Origin of the sequence: Mesorhizobium sp. B2-7-2 (genome assembly GCF_006440775.1) — a bacterium.
GTDB lineage: Bacteria > Pseudomonadota > Alphaproteobacteria > Rhizobiales > Rhizobiaceae > Mesorhizobium.
In genome coordinates this window covers 152,431-166,316 of record NZ_VFTZ01000009.1, presented here as the reverse complement: position 1 = coordinate 166,316, position 13,886 = coordinate 152,431, and the positions used below count along the sequence as shown (strand labels likewise).

Annotated in this window: 12 protein-coding genes and 1 pseudogene; 7 read left to right on the top strand and 6 right to left on the bottom strand. The window is 64.6% G+C overall.

Annotated features, from left to right (window positions below; all coding sequences use genetic code 11):
- Position 1: 1 nt before the first annotated feature.
- Together pgi and FJ425_RS14850 are read right to left on the bottom strand one after the other, a co-directional pair.
- Positions 2-1,645, bottom strand: coding sequence for a glucose-6-phosphate isomerase (pgi, locus tag FJ425_RS14855; RefSeq protein ID WP_140724449.1), 1,644 nt, complete (start codon positions 1,643-1,645; stop codon positions 2-4).
- 96 nt (positions 1,646-1,741) lie between these two features.
- On the bottom strand, positions 1,742-2,056 hold the full coding sequence (locus FJ425_RS14850) for a hypothetical protein (protein WP_140724446.1): 315 nt from the start codon (positions 2,054-2,056) through the stop codon (positions 1,742-1,744).
- 112 nt (positions 2,057-2,168) lie between these two features.
- Here FJ425_RS14850 and FJ425_RS14845 point away from each other — a divergent pair, with 112 nt between their 5' ends.
- Together FJ425_RS14845 and FJ425_RS14840 are read left to right on the top strand one after the other, a co-directional pair.
- Positions 2,169-3,662: a PLP-dependent aminotransferase family protein gene (locus FJ425_RS14845; protein WP_140724443.1), complete on the top strand. Its 1,494-nt coding sequence runs from the start codon at positions 2,169-2,171 to the stop codon at positions 3,660-3,662.
- 222 nt (positions 3,663-3,884) lie between these two features.
- Positions 3,885-5,474 (top strand): trimethylamine methyltransferase family protein, encoded by a 1,590-nt coding sequence (locus FJ425_RS14840; RefSeq protein ID WP_140724440.1) that lies wholly within the window; start codon positions 3,885-3,887, stop codon positions 5,472-5,474.
- Between the two features lie 208 nt (positions 5,475-5,682).
- Here the strand turns inward: FJ425_RS14840 and FJ425_RS14835 are convergent, their stop codons facing one another.
- Positions 5,683-6,081 (bottom strand): hypothetical protein, encoded by a 399-nt coding sequence (locus FJ425_RS14835; protein WP_140724437.1) that lies wholly within the window; start codon positions 6,079-6,081, stop codon positions 5,683-5,685.
- 130 nt (positions 6,082-6,211) lie between these two features.
- A complete protein-coding gene (locus FJ425_RS14830; RefSeq protein WP_140724434.1) occupies positions 6,212-8,017 on the bottom strand; it encodes an IlvD/Edd family dehydratase in 1,806 nt (601 codons plus the stop codon).
- Between the two features lie 150 nt (positions 8,018-8,167).
- Between FJ425_RS14830 and FJ425_RS14825 the strand changes: the two genes are divergently transcribed.
- Entirely contained in the window at positions 8,168-8,617 is a 450-nt protein-coding gene (locus tag FJ425_RS14825; protein ID WP_140724431.1) for a carbon monoxide dehydrogenase subunit G, read from the top strand.
- Positions 8,618-8,638: 21 nt separating this feature from the next.
- Here the strand turns inward: FJ425_RS14825 and FJ425_RS14820 are convergent, their stop codons facing one another.
- Complete coding sequence (locus FJ425_RS14820; RefSeq protein WP_140629195.1) at positions 8,639-9,814, bottom strand: Mrp/NBP35 family ATP-binding protein; 1,176 nt, start codon at positions 9,812-9,814, stop codon at positions 8,639-8,641.
- Positions 9,815-10,024: 210 nt separating this feature from the next.
- Here FJ425_RS14820 and FJ425_RS14815 point away from each other — a divergent pair, with 210 nt between their 5' ends.
- Positions 10,025-10,402, top strand: coding sequence for a VOC family protein (locus tag FJ425_RS14815; protein ID WP_140629193.1), 378 nt, complete (start codon positions 10,025-10,027; stop codon positions 10,400-10,402).
- Positions 10,403-10,461: 59 nt separating this feature from the next.
- Here FJ425_RS14815 and FJ425_RS14810 read toward each other — a convergent pair.
- Positions 10,462-10,608: pseudogene (locus tag FJ425_RS14810) on the bottom strand (nuclease PIN); the annotation flags it as partial.
- Positions 10,609-10,758: 150 nt separating this feature from the next.
- Here FJ425_RS14810 and FJ425_RS14805 point away from each other — a divergent pair.
- From FJ425_RS14805 to FJ425_RS14795, 3 genes are all read left to right on the top strand, one after another.
- Positions 10,759-11,658, top strand: a complete 900-nt coding sequence (locus FJ425_RS14805) for a LysR family transcriptional regulator (RefSeq protein ID WP_140543095.1) — start codon at positions 10,759-10,761, stop codon at positions 11,656-11,658.
- Positions 11,659-11,851: 193 nt separating this feature from the next.
- A complete protein-coding gene (locus FJ425_RS14800; RefSeq protein WP_140543094.1) occupies positions 11,852-12,331 on the top strand; it encodes a formate dehydrogenase subunit gamma in 480 nt (159 codons plus the stop codon).
- Entirely contained in the window at positions 12,328-13,884 is a 1,557-nt protein-coding gene (locus tag FJ425_RS14795; RefSeq protein ID WP_140724428.1) for an NADH-quinone oxidoreductase subunit NuoF, read from the top strand. Before FJ425_RS14800 ends, FJ425_RS14795 begins: the two co-directional genes overlap by 4 nt.
- Positions 13,885-13,886 lie beyond the last annotated feature (2 nt).

Here is a 13,886-nt window from a genome sequence, read left to right as displayed (position 1 = left end):
TTTACTCCGCGCCGCGCAATTGGTGGATATGTCCCACCAGCCCGGCAGTCGAGGCGTCGCGTTTTGCGGCAGTCTCCTTGCCTTCCACGACAGGCAGCAGGCCCGTCGCCAGTTCCTTGCCGAGCTCGACGCCCCATTGGTCGAAGGAATTGATGTTGAACAGCGTGCCTTCGACGAAGACGCGGTGCTCGTAAAGCGCGATGAGCCGGCCGAGCGTGCGCGGGTCGAGCTTTCTGTAGAGAATGGTCAGCGAGGGGCGATCGCCCGAGAAGACGCGGTGCGGCGCGATGCGGTCGACGTCGGCCGGCTTCATGCCCTTGGCCAGCATCTGCGCGCGCGCCTCTTCCAGCGTGCGCCCCTTCATGAAGGCCTCCGACTGCGCCAGGCAGTTGGCGAGCAAGAGATCGTGCTGGTGTTTCAATTCGGGCTCGTGACCGACGGCGGCGGCGAGGAACTCGACGGGAATGAAGTCGGTGCCCTGATGCAGGAGCTGAAAGAAGGCATGCTGGCCGTTGGTGCCGGGCTCGCCCCAGACCAGCGGGCCGGTCGGCGTGGCGACTGCCGTGCCGTCCAGTGTGACGCTCTTGCCGTTCGATTCCATATCGAGCTGCTGCAGATAGGCCGGCAGGCGCGACAGGCGCTGGTCGTAAGGAATCACGGCGCGGGCCGGATATTTGCAGACGACGCGATGCCACCAGCCGATCAGCCCCAACAGCACCGGCAGGTTCTTTTGCATCGGCGCCGAGCGGAAATGCTCGTCCATCTCATGCGCGCCGTCGAGGAAGGCGCGGAAGTTGCGCGGGCCGACGGAAATCATCACCGGCAGGCCGATGGCGCTCCAGACCGAATAGCGGCCGCCGACCCAGTCCCAGAAGCCGAAGACGCGGTCCTGCTCGATACCGAACTTCGCCACCAGATCGAGCGCGGTCGAGACGGCGGCGAAATGCTTGCCGACCGCTTCCTTGCCAAGCGCCTTCTGAACCCAGTCGCGCGCCGTCTGCGCATTGGTCATCGTCTCGACCGTGGTGAAAGTCTTGGAGGCGATGATGAACAAAGTTGTCTCGGCAGACAGGCCCTTCAGCGTGTCATGGATATGAGCGCCGTCGACATTGGAGACGTAATGCGCGCGCGGCCCGTCATGGTAAGGCGCGAGCGCCAGCGTCACCATCGCCGGGCCGAGGTCCGAGCCGCCGATGCCGATATTGACGATGTCGGTGATCTTCTTGCCGGTGGCGCCGGCGGCCTTGCCGGAGCGGACGGCGTCGGCGAAGGCGCCCATGGCGTCGAGCACGGCGATCACATCGGCCTTGGTGTCCTGGCCGTCGACGATCACGCTCTTGCCTGTCAGGTTGCGCAGCGCGGTGTGCAGCACGGCGCGGTTCTCGGTGATGTTGATCTTCTTGCCGTCGAACATGGCGGCGCGGCGCCCCCCGAGATCGGCGGCGGCGGGGAGCTTCTCCAGCATCGTCATCGTGTTTGCGTCGACCGCGCATTTCGACCAGTCGAGCAGAAGATCGCCATCGGTGGCGGAGAATGTCTCGAAGCGCTTGGGATCGGCGGCGAAGGCCTCGCGCATTGTGCCCTTGGCCGCCGCGCGCTGCTCACGCAGAGCGGTGACCTGCTTGTCGAAGGCTGACTGATCCACTGGCGGGCTCCTGGCGGGTTTTTAGACCATTTTAACAGGCCGGATGTTTCCGGCGCGTGTCGGCGCGTCATTCTATCGAGCCGATTTCCATTTCGTTCAAGCGTGGCTTTGCCGCACCGCATTCACGCTTTGATGAGGGTGGTGTTGGATGGTGAGGTGCGGGGATTTCGCCGCAAGATGCCGTGCGGTGTGGGCGACGATGCTGCGCATTGCTTGGGTAATGTGGGGCGCATCGCGGGGGCGACGATGCTGCGCATCGCGCCTGGGCAGTGCCGCGACGATGCTGCGCATCGCGCTTTGATGCTGCGCATCGCGCCTGGGCAGTGCCGCGACGACGCTTCGCGTCGCGCTTTGATGCTGCGCATCGCGCTTGCGCGGCGACGACGCTTCGCGTCGCGCTTGATAGATCACTGGCATAAATCCCAGCGATCAGAAAAATTGATTGGCGCAACCCCTTATGCCACCCATACACTCCACTGGTCCAGCCAAGTGAAAACAGCTGGCCGTCCGAGGAAGATTTCCCATGCCACAGCGCAATGACACGGCCATATGGTCCGGCCTGTTCCGGATTTCGGCTGAATCCGGCCAAACCCTCCAGGCGCAGATCCGCCAGGCGATCGTCGCGGCCATTCTCGACCGACAGATCGCCGCCTCGATGCCGTTGCCGTCGTGCCGAATTCTCGCGGAAAAACTCGGGGTTGCCCGCGGCACGGTAGTGCTCGCCTTCCAGCAGCTGGTCGACCAGGGTTTTCTGGTGGCGCGCGAACGGCGCGGCCATTTCGTCAATCCGGACGTGTTGGCCACCCCCGCCAAGCCGCACCAGAAGGCGCCCGACCAGCAGAACGAGATCGACTGGAAGGCACGCCGGCAGATCGCCGCAAGCGACATGCCGCCGCCGGCCAAGCACGACAACTGGATCAAGTCCTCCTATCCGTTCGTCTACGGCCAGTTCGATCCGGCGCTGTTTCCGACCGCCGAATGGCGCGAGTGCAACCGCATGGCGCTGGCGGTGCTGGAGATCCGCAATTGGGCATCCGACATGGTGGATCGCGACGATCCGCTGCTGATCGAACAGATCCAGGCCAGGCTTCTGCCGCGGCGCGGCATCTTCGCCAATCCGGACGAGATCATCGTGACGCTGGGCGCGCAGAACGCGCTTTATATGCTCGCCACGCTGCTGATGACCAAGGGCTCGAAGGTGGCCATGGAAGACCCGGGCTATCCCGACGCCCGCTCGATCTTCCGGCTGGCCGGCGCCGATATTCAGCCGGTTCCTGTCGACCAGTCGGGCATCGTGACCTCGGCGATCCCCAGCGATTCCGGCTTCGTCTTCGTCACGCCGAGTCACCACTGCCCGACCATGGTGCCCTTGTCGGCCGAACGGCGGCAGGATCTCCTGGCGCGCGCCAACCGCAACAACCAGATCATTATCGAGGACGGCTATGACAGCCAGCTGCTCGACGAGGCGCCGCAGCAGGCGCTGAAGAGCCTCGATCGTTCCGGCCGCGTGATCTATGTCGGCTCGATGTCGAAGACGCTGGCTCCGGGTCTCAGGCTTGGCTACATCGTCGCCTCGGCCGGACTGATCGCCGAGCTTCGCGCGCTGCGCCGCTTCATGCTCAGGCACCCGCCGGCGAATAACCAGCGCGCCGTTGCGCTGTTCCTGTCGCTCGGCCATCACGAGGCGCTGGTGCGCAGGCTTTCCACCGCCTTCGACGAACGGCGCAAGCGCCTGGTCCATGCGATTTCCGCTTTCCTGCCAGAGTGGCGCTCGACCGACTCGGCGGGCGGCACATCGCTGTGGCTGGAAGGGCCGCGCGGTACCGATTCACGCGGCCTGGCCGAAGCCGCCGCGTCGCGCAGCGTCATCATCGAACCCGGCGACCGGTTCTTCGATCGAAGCGAAAAGCCCTCTCGTTTCATGCGCTTGGGCATCTCCTCGATCTCGCTGCAGCATATCGAGCCGGGCATCCGCGAACTTGCCACCGCCGCCGGCCGCAGGCCCGCGGCCGCCTGATCGCCACAGACCTCCCTGAAAAAAGAGCCGGCGCTGCGCCGGCTCTTTTTGTTTGGGCGTATGTTTGCCGCTTTAGCATTCTGGCATATTCGACGGGATTGCTTGGCCCATAGGCTGTGCCAATGCCGGCGGCATAGTCGGAGCCAGAAGGGGACGAGGCAGGCGATGGTGGACCAACCGCCGCGCCCGCCTCGCAGATAAAGACAAAGGTGGAGTGCTTCCATGTCAGTGGCTCTTGAGAAGCAGGAATCGTCGTCGGACCAGCGTTCGCGGCGGTCCGGCGGGCGCGAAGCGCGCCGCGCGATGCGGGCGGCACCCTTGGCCGACGACATCCGTCCGGTGCGGCCGGGGCTTGAAGGCGGCAGCTATGGCCCATTGAGCCAGAACGACCGCGAACGCATCCACGAAGCGGTGCTGACGCTCCTGGAAACGGTCGGCTTCGCCAATGCCATCCCGTCCTGCATCGAGGCGCTGACCCGGGTCGGCGGCATCTATGGCGATGACGGCCGCGTTCGGCTGCCGCGCGCCTTGGTGCTGGACACGATCAAAAAGGCCGCACGCAACTTCACCCTCCATGGCCAGGATCCGAAGCACGACATGCTGATCCAGGGCAAGCGCGTGCATTACGGCACGGCGGGCGCGGCGGTGCATCTGGTCGATGTCGAGAAGCGCGAATATCGCGAATCGCTGCTGCAGGATCTCTACGACGCCGCCCGTCTCGTTGATGGGCTGGACAACATCCACTTCTTCCAGCGCACCATGGTGCCGCGCGACATTCCCGACCCGCTCGATATGGATTTCAACACGCTCTATGCCTGCGTGATGGGGACGTCCAAGCATGTCGGCACCTCGTTCACCGTGCGCGAGAACGTCAAGCCGGCGCTGGAAATGCTTTATGCGATCGCCGGCGGGGAGGAGAATTTCCGGGCGCGCCCCTTCGTGTCGAACTCGAACTGCTTCGTCGTGCCGCCGATGAAGTTCGCCGAGGACGCCTGCGGGGTGCTGGAGGCCTGCGTCGAAGGCGGCATTCCGATCCTGCTTCTGTCGGCCGGCCAGGCCGGCGCCACGGCACCTGCCGCTATTGCCGGCGCCGTCGTGCAAGCGGTGGCGGAAGTGCTGATGGGCCTGGTTTATGTCAATGCCGTCAAGCCTGGACATCCGGCGATCTTCGGCACCTGGCCGTTCGTCTCCGATCTCAGGACCGGCGCCATGTCGGGCGGCTCGGCCGAGCAAGCAGTGCTGACCGCGGCCTGCGCCCAGATGGCGCAATATTACGACCTGCCCGGCGGCTCGGCCGCCGGCATGTCGGACTCGAAGCTGCCCGACATCCAGGCGGGCTACGAGAAGGGCATCACCAATGTCATGGCGGGCTTGTCCGGCCTGAACCTGGTCTATGAATCGGCCGGCATGCATGCCTCGCTGCTCGGCTTCTGCCTCGAAAGCCTGATCATCGACAACGACATGCTCGGACATTGCCTGCGCTGCGTGCGCGGCATCGAGGTGACCGACGACGCGCTGTCGATCGACACCATCGCCGATGTCTGCCTCAAGGGCCCTGGGCACTATCTCGGCAACGATCAGACGCTAAAGCTGATGCAGACGGAATATTTCTATCCCGCCGTCGGCGACCGTTTCTCGCCCAAGGAATGGAACGAAAAGGGCCGGCCCGACATCCTGTCGCGGGCGATCGCGGAGAAGAAGCGCGTGCTTGCAGAGCGCTTCCCGCGCCACGTGTCGCGCCTGCTGGACGACAAATTGCGCGCCCGCTTCGGCGAGATGATCAAGTTGCCGCGCAACAAGATGGGCGGCTAATATTCAGGTGAGGCCGGCCTGCAAACGATGCCTTCCTGCGCTTCCGGCCTTCGCCGGCCGAAGCACTCATGGGCGGCGGCGCGGAAGTTAAGGCTACGGCCGGCGTAGGCCGGTGCTCTTGTACCTTAAGTACGCTCCGCTCCGGTTCTCGGAAGACACCGTTTTCGACTCGGCCTGACCTGAATACCAACGCATACTATCCAGCGGTTCATTCCACACTCAGTCCGTAGCGCGCGACGACCTCGGCGTTGATCAGCTTGGCGTGCAGCGTCATCAGCACGATCTGCGCATCGAAACTGTCGCCGGCCTCCAGCGCTGCCTCGATGCGGCGCTCGACCTGCAATGTCGGCTCACGGCCGTTGGCCTGCTCGAACACATGGCGTCCGGCGACGCAATAGCCGCAGAGCCGCGCCACGGATGCATAGGCGTCCGCCGGCGGCTCATCGGGCCAGCGGTCGTTCATCAGGTTGACGATGGTGAGTTTCACGCCCTCTGGTACCAGCGCCGGATGCAGGTCGGCCGCACGCAACGCGTCGTCGAGCTGGCGCAGATCGCCGGAGCGGCCGAACATGCCGAGAAAGCCGAGGGAAGAGCGCCGTTTCGCCACGATGATCTGTCCCTTCCTGAACTGCCGAGGTCGAGCTTATCTGTGGGTTCCTTGGAGATGAAACAAGGGCAACAGAAAAGGGCGGCCCGCCGTCGGCAAGCCGCCCTTTTGATCGGCCGAATATATAGGCTTAGTGATTGTCGCGCGGCACGCCTCTGGTATGGGCGACGTCCTGGTATTTCACCGCCGGTTTCAGCACCATGCCGGCCGAGAACTGGTCGACCATGCCGCGCTGGATCTCCTGCCATGGCGTCTGGTGCTGGGGATAGTGATAGCCGCCATTGGCCTGCAGCGCGGCGCGCCGCTTGGCGATTTCCTCGTCGCTGACGAGGATATTGGCCGTGCCCTTCCTCAGGTCGATGCGGACGCGGTCGCCGCTCTTGAGCAGCGCCAGCCCGCCGCCGATCGCGGCTTCAGGCGAGGCGTTGAGGATCGACGGGGAACCCGACGTGCCGGACTGCCGGCCGTCACCGATGCAGGCAAGGGCGTGGATGCCCTTCTTGATCAGGTAGGCCGGCGGCTGCATGTTGACCACCTCGGCGCCGCCGGGATAGCCGACCGGACCGGCGCCGCGCATGAACAGGATCGTGTGCTCGTCGATGCCCTGCGCCGGATCGTCGATGCGGGCGTGATAATCCTCCGGCCCGTCGAAGACCATGGCGTTGCCCTCGAAGGCTTCCGGATCGTTCGGGTTGGAGAGATAGCGTTCACGGAATTCGGGCGAGATGCCGCTGGTCTTCATGATGGCGGAATCGAAAAGGTTGCCCTTAAGGTTGATGAAGCCGGCATTGGCCTTGAGCGGCTTGTCGGCGCTGCGGATGACGTCGTGATTCTCGTTGACGGCATCCCGGCAATTGTCGCCCATCGACCTGCCGTTGGCGGTGACGGCATCGGGATGCGGCAGCAGGCCGCCCTTCATCAGTTCGGCGACGACTGCCGGCACGCCGCCGGCATGGTGATAGTCCTCGCCGAGATACTCGCCCGTCGGCTGCAGGTTGACCAGCAGCGGGATATCGAGGCCGATCTGCTGCCAGTCGTCATTGTCGAGCGGCACGCCGAGATGGCGTGCGATGGCGTTGAGGTGGATCGGCGCGTTGGTCGAGCCGCCGATGGCCGAGTTGACGACGATGGCGTTCTCGAACGCCTCGCGGGTCATGATGTCGGACGGCTTCAGATCCTCATGCACCATCTCGACGATGCGCTTGCCCGTCTCATAGGAGATCTGGCCGCGCTCGCGATACGGGGCCGGGATGGCGGCCGAGCCAGGCAATTGCATGCCGAGCGCCTCGGCCAGCGAATTCATCGTGGTCGCCGTGCCCATGGTGTTGCAATAACCGGTCGACGGCGCCGAGGAGGCGACGATGTCCATAAACTCGTCATAGTCGATCTCGCCGGCCGACAGCCGCTGGCGCGATTCCCAGACGATGGTGCCCGAACCGGTGCGCTTGCCCTTGTGCCAGCCATTCAACATCGGGCCGACCGACAGCGCGATCGCCGGAATGTTGACGGTGGCCGCCGCCATCAGCAAGGCGGGCGTCGTCTTGTCGCAGCCGATGGTCAGCACGACGCCGTCGAGCGGATAGCCGTAGAGCACTTCGACCAAGCTGAGATAGGCAAGGTTGCGGTCGAGCGCGGCGGTGGGGCGCTTGCCGGTCTCCTGGATCGGATGGCAGGGGAACTCGAATGGGATGCCGCCCATCGAGACGATGCCCTCGCGCACGCGCTTGGCGAGATCGAGGTGATGCCGGTTGCAGGGCGAAAGATCGGAACCGGTCTGCGCGATGCCGATCAGCGGCTTGCCCGACATCAGCTCGGCGCGGGTCAGGCCGTAATTGAGGTAGCGCTCGAGATAGAGCGCCGTCATGCCCGGATTGTCGGGATTGTCGAACCACTCCTGCGAGCGAAATTTCTTCTTCTTGGTGGGGGCGCCTGCCATGGTGGTCTCCGTATTTGTATGACAAATCGATAGGACAATGCGTCCATGCAGGCAAGAGGCAGCCGCAGCCGGAACCCGGACTTTGGTGCGATAGACTTGTTTCGGGCCGCGCGCTACGACCAACCGGCATCAGCAATGCGGGAGGTCTTGATGGCTTTGGTGATCGAAGGCGAGGAGCGGATCGCCGCACCCATCGCGAAAGTATGGGAAGCCCTTAACGACCCGGAGATCCTGAAGGAGGCGATTCCCGGCTGCCAGAGTCTCGAGAAGAATTCGGACACCGCCATGGCTGCGACCGTGGTGCTCAAGATCGGCCCGATCAAGGCGACCTTCAACGGCGAAGTCACGCTGAAAAACCTCAAGCCACCGCATTCCTACACCATCCAGGGCGAAGGCAAGGGCGGCGTTGCCGGTTTCGCCAAGGGCGGCGCCGACGTGACGCTGACCGCCGACGGGGCGGACTCGACAGTGCTCAAATACGCCGCCAAGGCCGAGGTCGGCGGCAAGATCGCGCAACTCGGCAGCCGGCTGATCGAATCGACATCGAAGAAATTGGCAGGGCAGTTCTTCTCGACGTTCGGCGAGAAGGTCGGCGCCTGACCCTTTCAAAGGAAAGGGGAGTTATTCGAACACGATGCTTGGCACGGCGGCTTCAGCGGCGCCGCGCTCTTCCTGGACCCGTTCCCAGACCTTGCTGGCGATATCGCGGTAGATCTTTGCCTCCGCGCCCTCCGGCTTGGAGGCGACGACCGGGGTGCCGGCATCCGAGCTTTCGCGGATGCCCATTTCCAGCGGCACCTCGCCGAGGAAGGTGACGCCCAGGCGCTCGGCCTCGCGGCGCGCGCCGCCATGGCCGAAAATGTCGTAGCGCTTGCCGGTGTCGGGAGCGAGGAAGTAGCTCATGTTCTCGACGATGCCGAGCAGCGGCACGTCGACCTTCTTGAACATGTTGAGGCCCTTGCGGGCGTCGATCAGCGCCAAGTCCTGCGGCGTCGAGACGATGACCGCGCCGGCGAGCGGCACCTGCTGGGCCATGGTGAGCTGGGCATCGCCGGTGCCGGGCGGCATGTCGACCACCAGCACATCGAGCGGACCCCATTCGACCTCGCGCAGCATTTGCGTCAGCGCCGACATCACCATCGGGCCGCGCCAGATCATCGGCGTCTCCTCATCGACGAGGAAGCCCATCGACATCACCTTGAGACCGTAATTCTGCATCGGCTTCAGCACCTTGCCGTCGACGGTCTGCGGTCGGCCGTGGATGTTGAGCAGCCTCGGCATGGACGGGCCGTAGATGTCGGCGTCGAGCACGCCGACCTTCAGCCCGTTGGCGGCAAGGCCGAGCGCCAGGTTGACCGCGGTGGTCGACTTGCCGACGCCCCCCTTGCCGGAGGCGACGGCGATGATGGCGTCGATGCCGGGCACGCCGCGCCTGCCATGGCTCTGTGATGCGGGCGCGTGCGGCGCGGGGCGCTGCGGCGCCGGCTGCGGAGCGGCGGGCCGCGGGGCAGACGGGCGCGTCGGCACCGGCGCTTCCATGCCGCCGCCTTTCTTCTCCGCCGTCAGCGCGACGACCGCGCTGGCGACGCCGGGGATAGCCTTCACCGCGCGCTCGGCCGCGGCACGCAACGGCTCCAGTTCCTGGGCGCGGGCGGCGGGCACGGTGATCGAGAAGAAGACCTTGGAATCGGCGATGAAAATCTCGGAGACCATGCCGAGATCGACGATGTTGCCGGTGAAGTCCGGTCCGTTCACCGTCTTCAGGCGCTCGATGACGGATTCCTTGGTAACGGTCATGATCTTTCCTCGGCGTTTGGCGTTCCAGATAGTGCAGTTTCCCGGCAGAACCAAGCCGTGGCGCAACGGCTCGCCCGGCGTGCCCCGGAAAGCGACGGATGGTGTCGGATTTGGCCAGGGCCGCGGCGCAGGTTCGGGCCCGGTCATAGCCAAACGGCGCGCCCGCGCTATCTCCATCGCCATCACGACAACCGGAGAAGGAAGACGGTCATGCTTGAAAACAGCAATGTGACAGCCAATCTCGCGGTGAAGGACATCGCCAAGGCAAGGGCGTTCTACGAGGGCACGCTGGGCCTCAGCCAAGTGGACGACATGGATGGCGAACTGATCGTCTACAAAAGCGGCGACACCCTCATCAATGTCTATCACTCGCAATTCGCCGGCACCAACAAGGCGACGGCCGCAACCTGGGCGGTCGGCGACCGGATCGAGCCGATCGTCAAATCGCTGCGGTCGAAGGGCGTCACCTTCGAGCACTATGATATGCCCGGCCTGTCGCTCGAAGGCGACATCCATGTCGGCTCGGGCATGAAGGTGGCCTGGTTCAAGGATCCCGACGGCAACATCCTGAACCTGGTGGGCAAATAGCGCCCACTCTCAGGCGGAGCCGGAACCCGTCATCCGGCCAGCCTTGTGGCGAAAAAAGTCAACTTTTGGCACCAGCGGTCGATGTCCTTGCCCTGGAGAAACTGCTCGAGGGCTTCGGCGCCGCCGACCACGGTGCGCGAATGCCGCTCGAACATATCGAAGAAGCGATCCTCGCGCGGCAACAGCTTGCGAAACCAGCTCAGCATCTCCTTGCTCCGCCCTACCCCACATAGCGCCATGCGCGGCGCGAAAAACAGATAGCCGGTTCAAAATGTGGACGAGACCCGATTGCGCGTGTGTCTTGCGAAGCGAGGCGATTTCCCCGACCTTGGGCCGAACGCTGCGGATCGGATGGCATGATCGACAAGCTGGAATTCTTCATCGCATTGGCCAAGGAGGAGCATTTCGGCCGGGCCGCGGAGGTGTGCGGCGTCACCCAACCGACCTTATCGGCCGGCATCAAGCAACTCGAGGGCCAGTTGGGCGTCATGCTGGTGCTGCGCGGTTCGCGCTTCCAGGGCCTGACACCGGAAGGCAAGCAGGTGCTGGGCTGGGCGCGCCGCATCGTCGGCGACTCACGCACGATGCGCGAGGAGATGCGCGCGGCGCGCCACGGGCTGTCCGGGCGCATCCGCATCGCCGCGATCCCGACGGCGCTCGCCATGGTGGCGCGGCTGACGACGCCATTCCGCGAAAAGCATCCGGGCGTCACCTTCTCGGTGCTGTCGCGCACATCGATCGAAGTCTTGTCGCTGCTCGGCAATTTCGACGTCGATGCCGGCATCACCTATCTCGACAACGAGCCGCTCGGGCGCGTGACCAGCGTGCCGCTCTATGACGAGCGCTATCAGCTGATCACGGCGGTCGGGAACCCCTATTCCGACCGCGACAAAGTGTCGTGGGCCGAGATCAGCCAGCTGCCGCTCTGTCTGCTGACGCCGGACATGCAGAACCGGCGCATCATCGACCAGCACCTGGCGGAAGCCGGCGTGCAGGTGCGGCCGACGCTGGAATCGAATTCGATGATCGTGCTGTTCTCGCATATCCGGACAGGCAAATGGTCGTCGATCATGCCGCTCAACCTTGCGGAAACGTTCGGTTTTTCCGAACCCATCCGCGCCATCCCCATCGTCGAGCCGGATGCCAGCCACACGGTCGGGCTGGTGGCGGCGCCGCGCGAGCCGCACACGCCGCTGGTGCAGGCGCTGCTGGACGAGGCGATGGCGCTGGCGGACGATTTCCGCGCCCACCGCTAGGCTAGACAATGCGAGCTGCCTGATTTCGATAGAGAATTTCTATCAAGCGACGGGAGCGCTTTATTGATTTCGGAGGTTTCCTCTGATTTCGTAAGGACTTAGCGATATTGCGCCCTATGCATGTCGTTGCCCCGAAACCGCTCTAATATTCCGGGTGACATACATTGGCCGCCACGACCAGGGAGGGCGCTGCGTGACCATGCAGGCCGCAAGTACCGAGATCGCGTCGCGCACGGCGGCGATCATTGACGAGATGAAGGGCCTTGAAGGCCCGTTGCTGCCGATCCTGCACAGCATACAGGAAGAGTTCGGCCACGTTCCGAAGGACGCGCTGCCGGTGATCGCCGATGGGCTGAACCTGTCGCGGGCCGAGGTGCACGGCGTGGTCAGCTTCTATCACGATTTCCGCGCCAAGCCTGCCGGCCGGCACGTGCTGAAGCTCTGCCAGGCGGAAGCCTGCCAGTCGATGGGCTCGGAGGCCGTCGCGGCCAAGGTCAAGCAGTTGCTCGGCATCGATTTCCACGAGACCGCCCGCGACGGATCGGTTACACTGGAGCCGGTCTACTGCCTCGGGCTTTGCGCCTGCTCGCCGTCGGCGATGCTCGACGGCGAAGTTATCGGCCGGCTCGATGACGAGAAGATCGAAGAGATCGTCGCGGAGGTACGTTCATGATCCCGCGCATCTATGTCCCGGCAGATTCCGGCGCGCTGGCGCTCGGCGCAGAAAAGGTCGCCAAAGCGATCGAGAAGGAGCTCAAGGAGCGCGGCGTCGAAGCCAAGATCGTGCGCAACGGCTCGCGCGGCGCCTATTTCCTGGAGCCGATGGTCGAGGTGGCCACGGCTGAGGGCCGCGTCGCCTACGGGCCGGTCAAGCCGTCCGACGTCAAGAGCCTGTTCGACAGCGGCTTCCTCAAGGGCGGCCATCACAAGCGCTGGCTGGGCTCGCCCGACAAGATCCCCTTCTTCGCCAAGCAGACGCGGCTGACCTTCGCGCGCTGCGGTATCATCGATCCGCTGTCACTCGACAGCTACAAATCGCATGGCGGCCTGAACGGCCTGCAGAATGCAGTGGCGATGGCGCCCGCGGACATCGTGAAACAGGTGACCGAATCCGGCCTGCGCGGCCGCGGCGGCGCCGGCTTCCCGACCGGCATCAAGTGGAAGACGGTGCTGGATACGGCGGGCGAGCAGAAATACATCGTCTGCAACGCCGACGAAGGCGACAGCGCCACTTTCGCCGACCGCATGATCATGGAAGGCGATCCATTCGTGCTGATCGAAGGCATGGCGATCGCCGGCATCGCCACCGGCGCAACCAAGGGCTTCGTCTATATCCGCTCGGAATATCCGCATGCGGTGGCGACGATGAACAAGGCGGTCGCTATCGCCCGCAAGGCGGGCGTGCTGGGCGTCAATGTGCTGGGCTCGCCCAACGCCTTCGACATGGAAATCCGCGTCGGCGCCGGCGCCTATGTCTGCGGCGAGGAAACCTCGCTGCTCAACAGCCTCGAGGGCAAGCGTGGCGTGGTGCGCGCCAAGCCGCCGCTGCCCGCCATCCAAGGCTTATTCGGCAAGCCGACGGTGATCAACAACGTGATCAGCCTGGCCTCGGTGCCTGTAATCATGGACAAGGGCGCTGCCTACTACAAGGATTTCGGCATGGGCCGCTCGCGCGGCACGATCCCGATCCAGATCGCCGGCAACGTCAAGCATGGCGGCCTGTTCGAGACTGCCTTCGGCCTGACGCTGGGCGAGATCGTCGACGACATCGGCGGCGGCACGTCCACTGGGCGTCCGGTGAAGGCGGTGCAGGTCGGCGGTCCGCTCGGCGCCTATTTCCCGCGCGCTTTGTTCGACACGCCCTTCGACTACGAGGAATTCGCCAAGCGCGACGGGCTGATCGGCCATGCCGGCATCACCGTGTTCGACGACACGGCCGACATGCTGAAGCAGGCGCGCTTCGCCATGGAGTTCTGCGCCATCGAAAGCTGCGGCAAGTGCACGCCCTGCCGCATCGGCTCGACCCGCGGCGTCGAGGTTCTCGACAAGGTTGCCGCCGGTATCGAGGCGGAGAAGAACCTCGCTCTGGTCACCGACCTCTGCAACACGATGAAGTTCGGATCGCTTTGTGCGCTGGGCGGCTTCACGCCCTACCCGGTGATGAGCTCGATCACGCATTTCCCCGAGGATTTCAAGCCCGCGCCGGCGCGCGTGGCTGCTGAATAGGA

What these genes read in the sequence shown, in the direction of transcription:
- FJ425_RS14825 (WP_140724431.1), top strand. Translation starts at nt 8,168, where the DNA reads ATGGCTTTGGTGATCGAAGGCGAGGAGCGGATCGCCGCACCCATCGCG.
- FJ425_RS14805 (WP_140543095.1), top strand. Translation starts at nt 10,759, where the DNA reads ATGATCGACAAGCTGGAATTCTTCATCGCATTGGCCAAGGAGGAGCAT.
- FJ425_RS14795 (WP_140724428.1), top strand. Translation starts at nt 12,328, where the DNA reads ATGATCCCGCGCATCTATGTCCCGGCAGATTCCGGCGCGCTGGCGCTC.
- FJ425_RS14815 (WP_140629193.1), top strand. Translation starts at nt 10,025, where the DNA reads ATGCTTGAAAACAGCAATGTGACAGCCAATCTCGCGGTGAAGGACATC.
- FJ425_RS14820 (WP_140629195.1), bottom strand. Translation starts at nt 9,814, where the DNA reads ATGACCGTTACCAAGGAATCCGTCATCGAGCGCCTGAAGACGGTGAAC.
- FJ425_RS14830 (WP_140724434.1), bottom strand. Translation starts at nt 8,017, where the DNA reads ATGGCAGGCGCCCCCACCAAGAAGAAGAAATTTCGCTCGCAGGAGTGG.
- FJ425_RS14840 (WP_140724440.1), top strand. Translation starts at nt 3,885, where the DNA reads ATGTCAGTGGCTCTTGAGAAGCAGGAATCGTCGTCGGACCAGCGTTCG.
- FJ425_RS14845 (WP_140724443.1), top strand. Translation starts at nt 2,169, where the DNA reads ATGCCACAGCGCAATGACACGGCCATATGGTCCGGCCTGTTCCGGATT.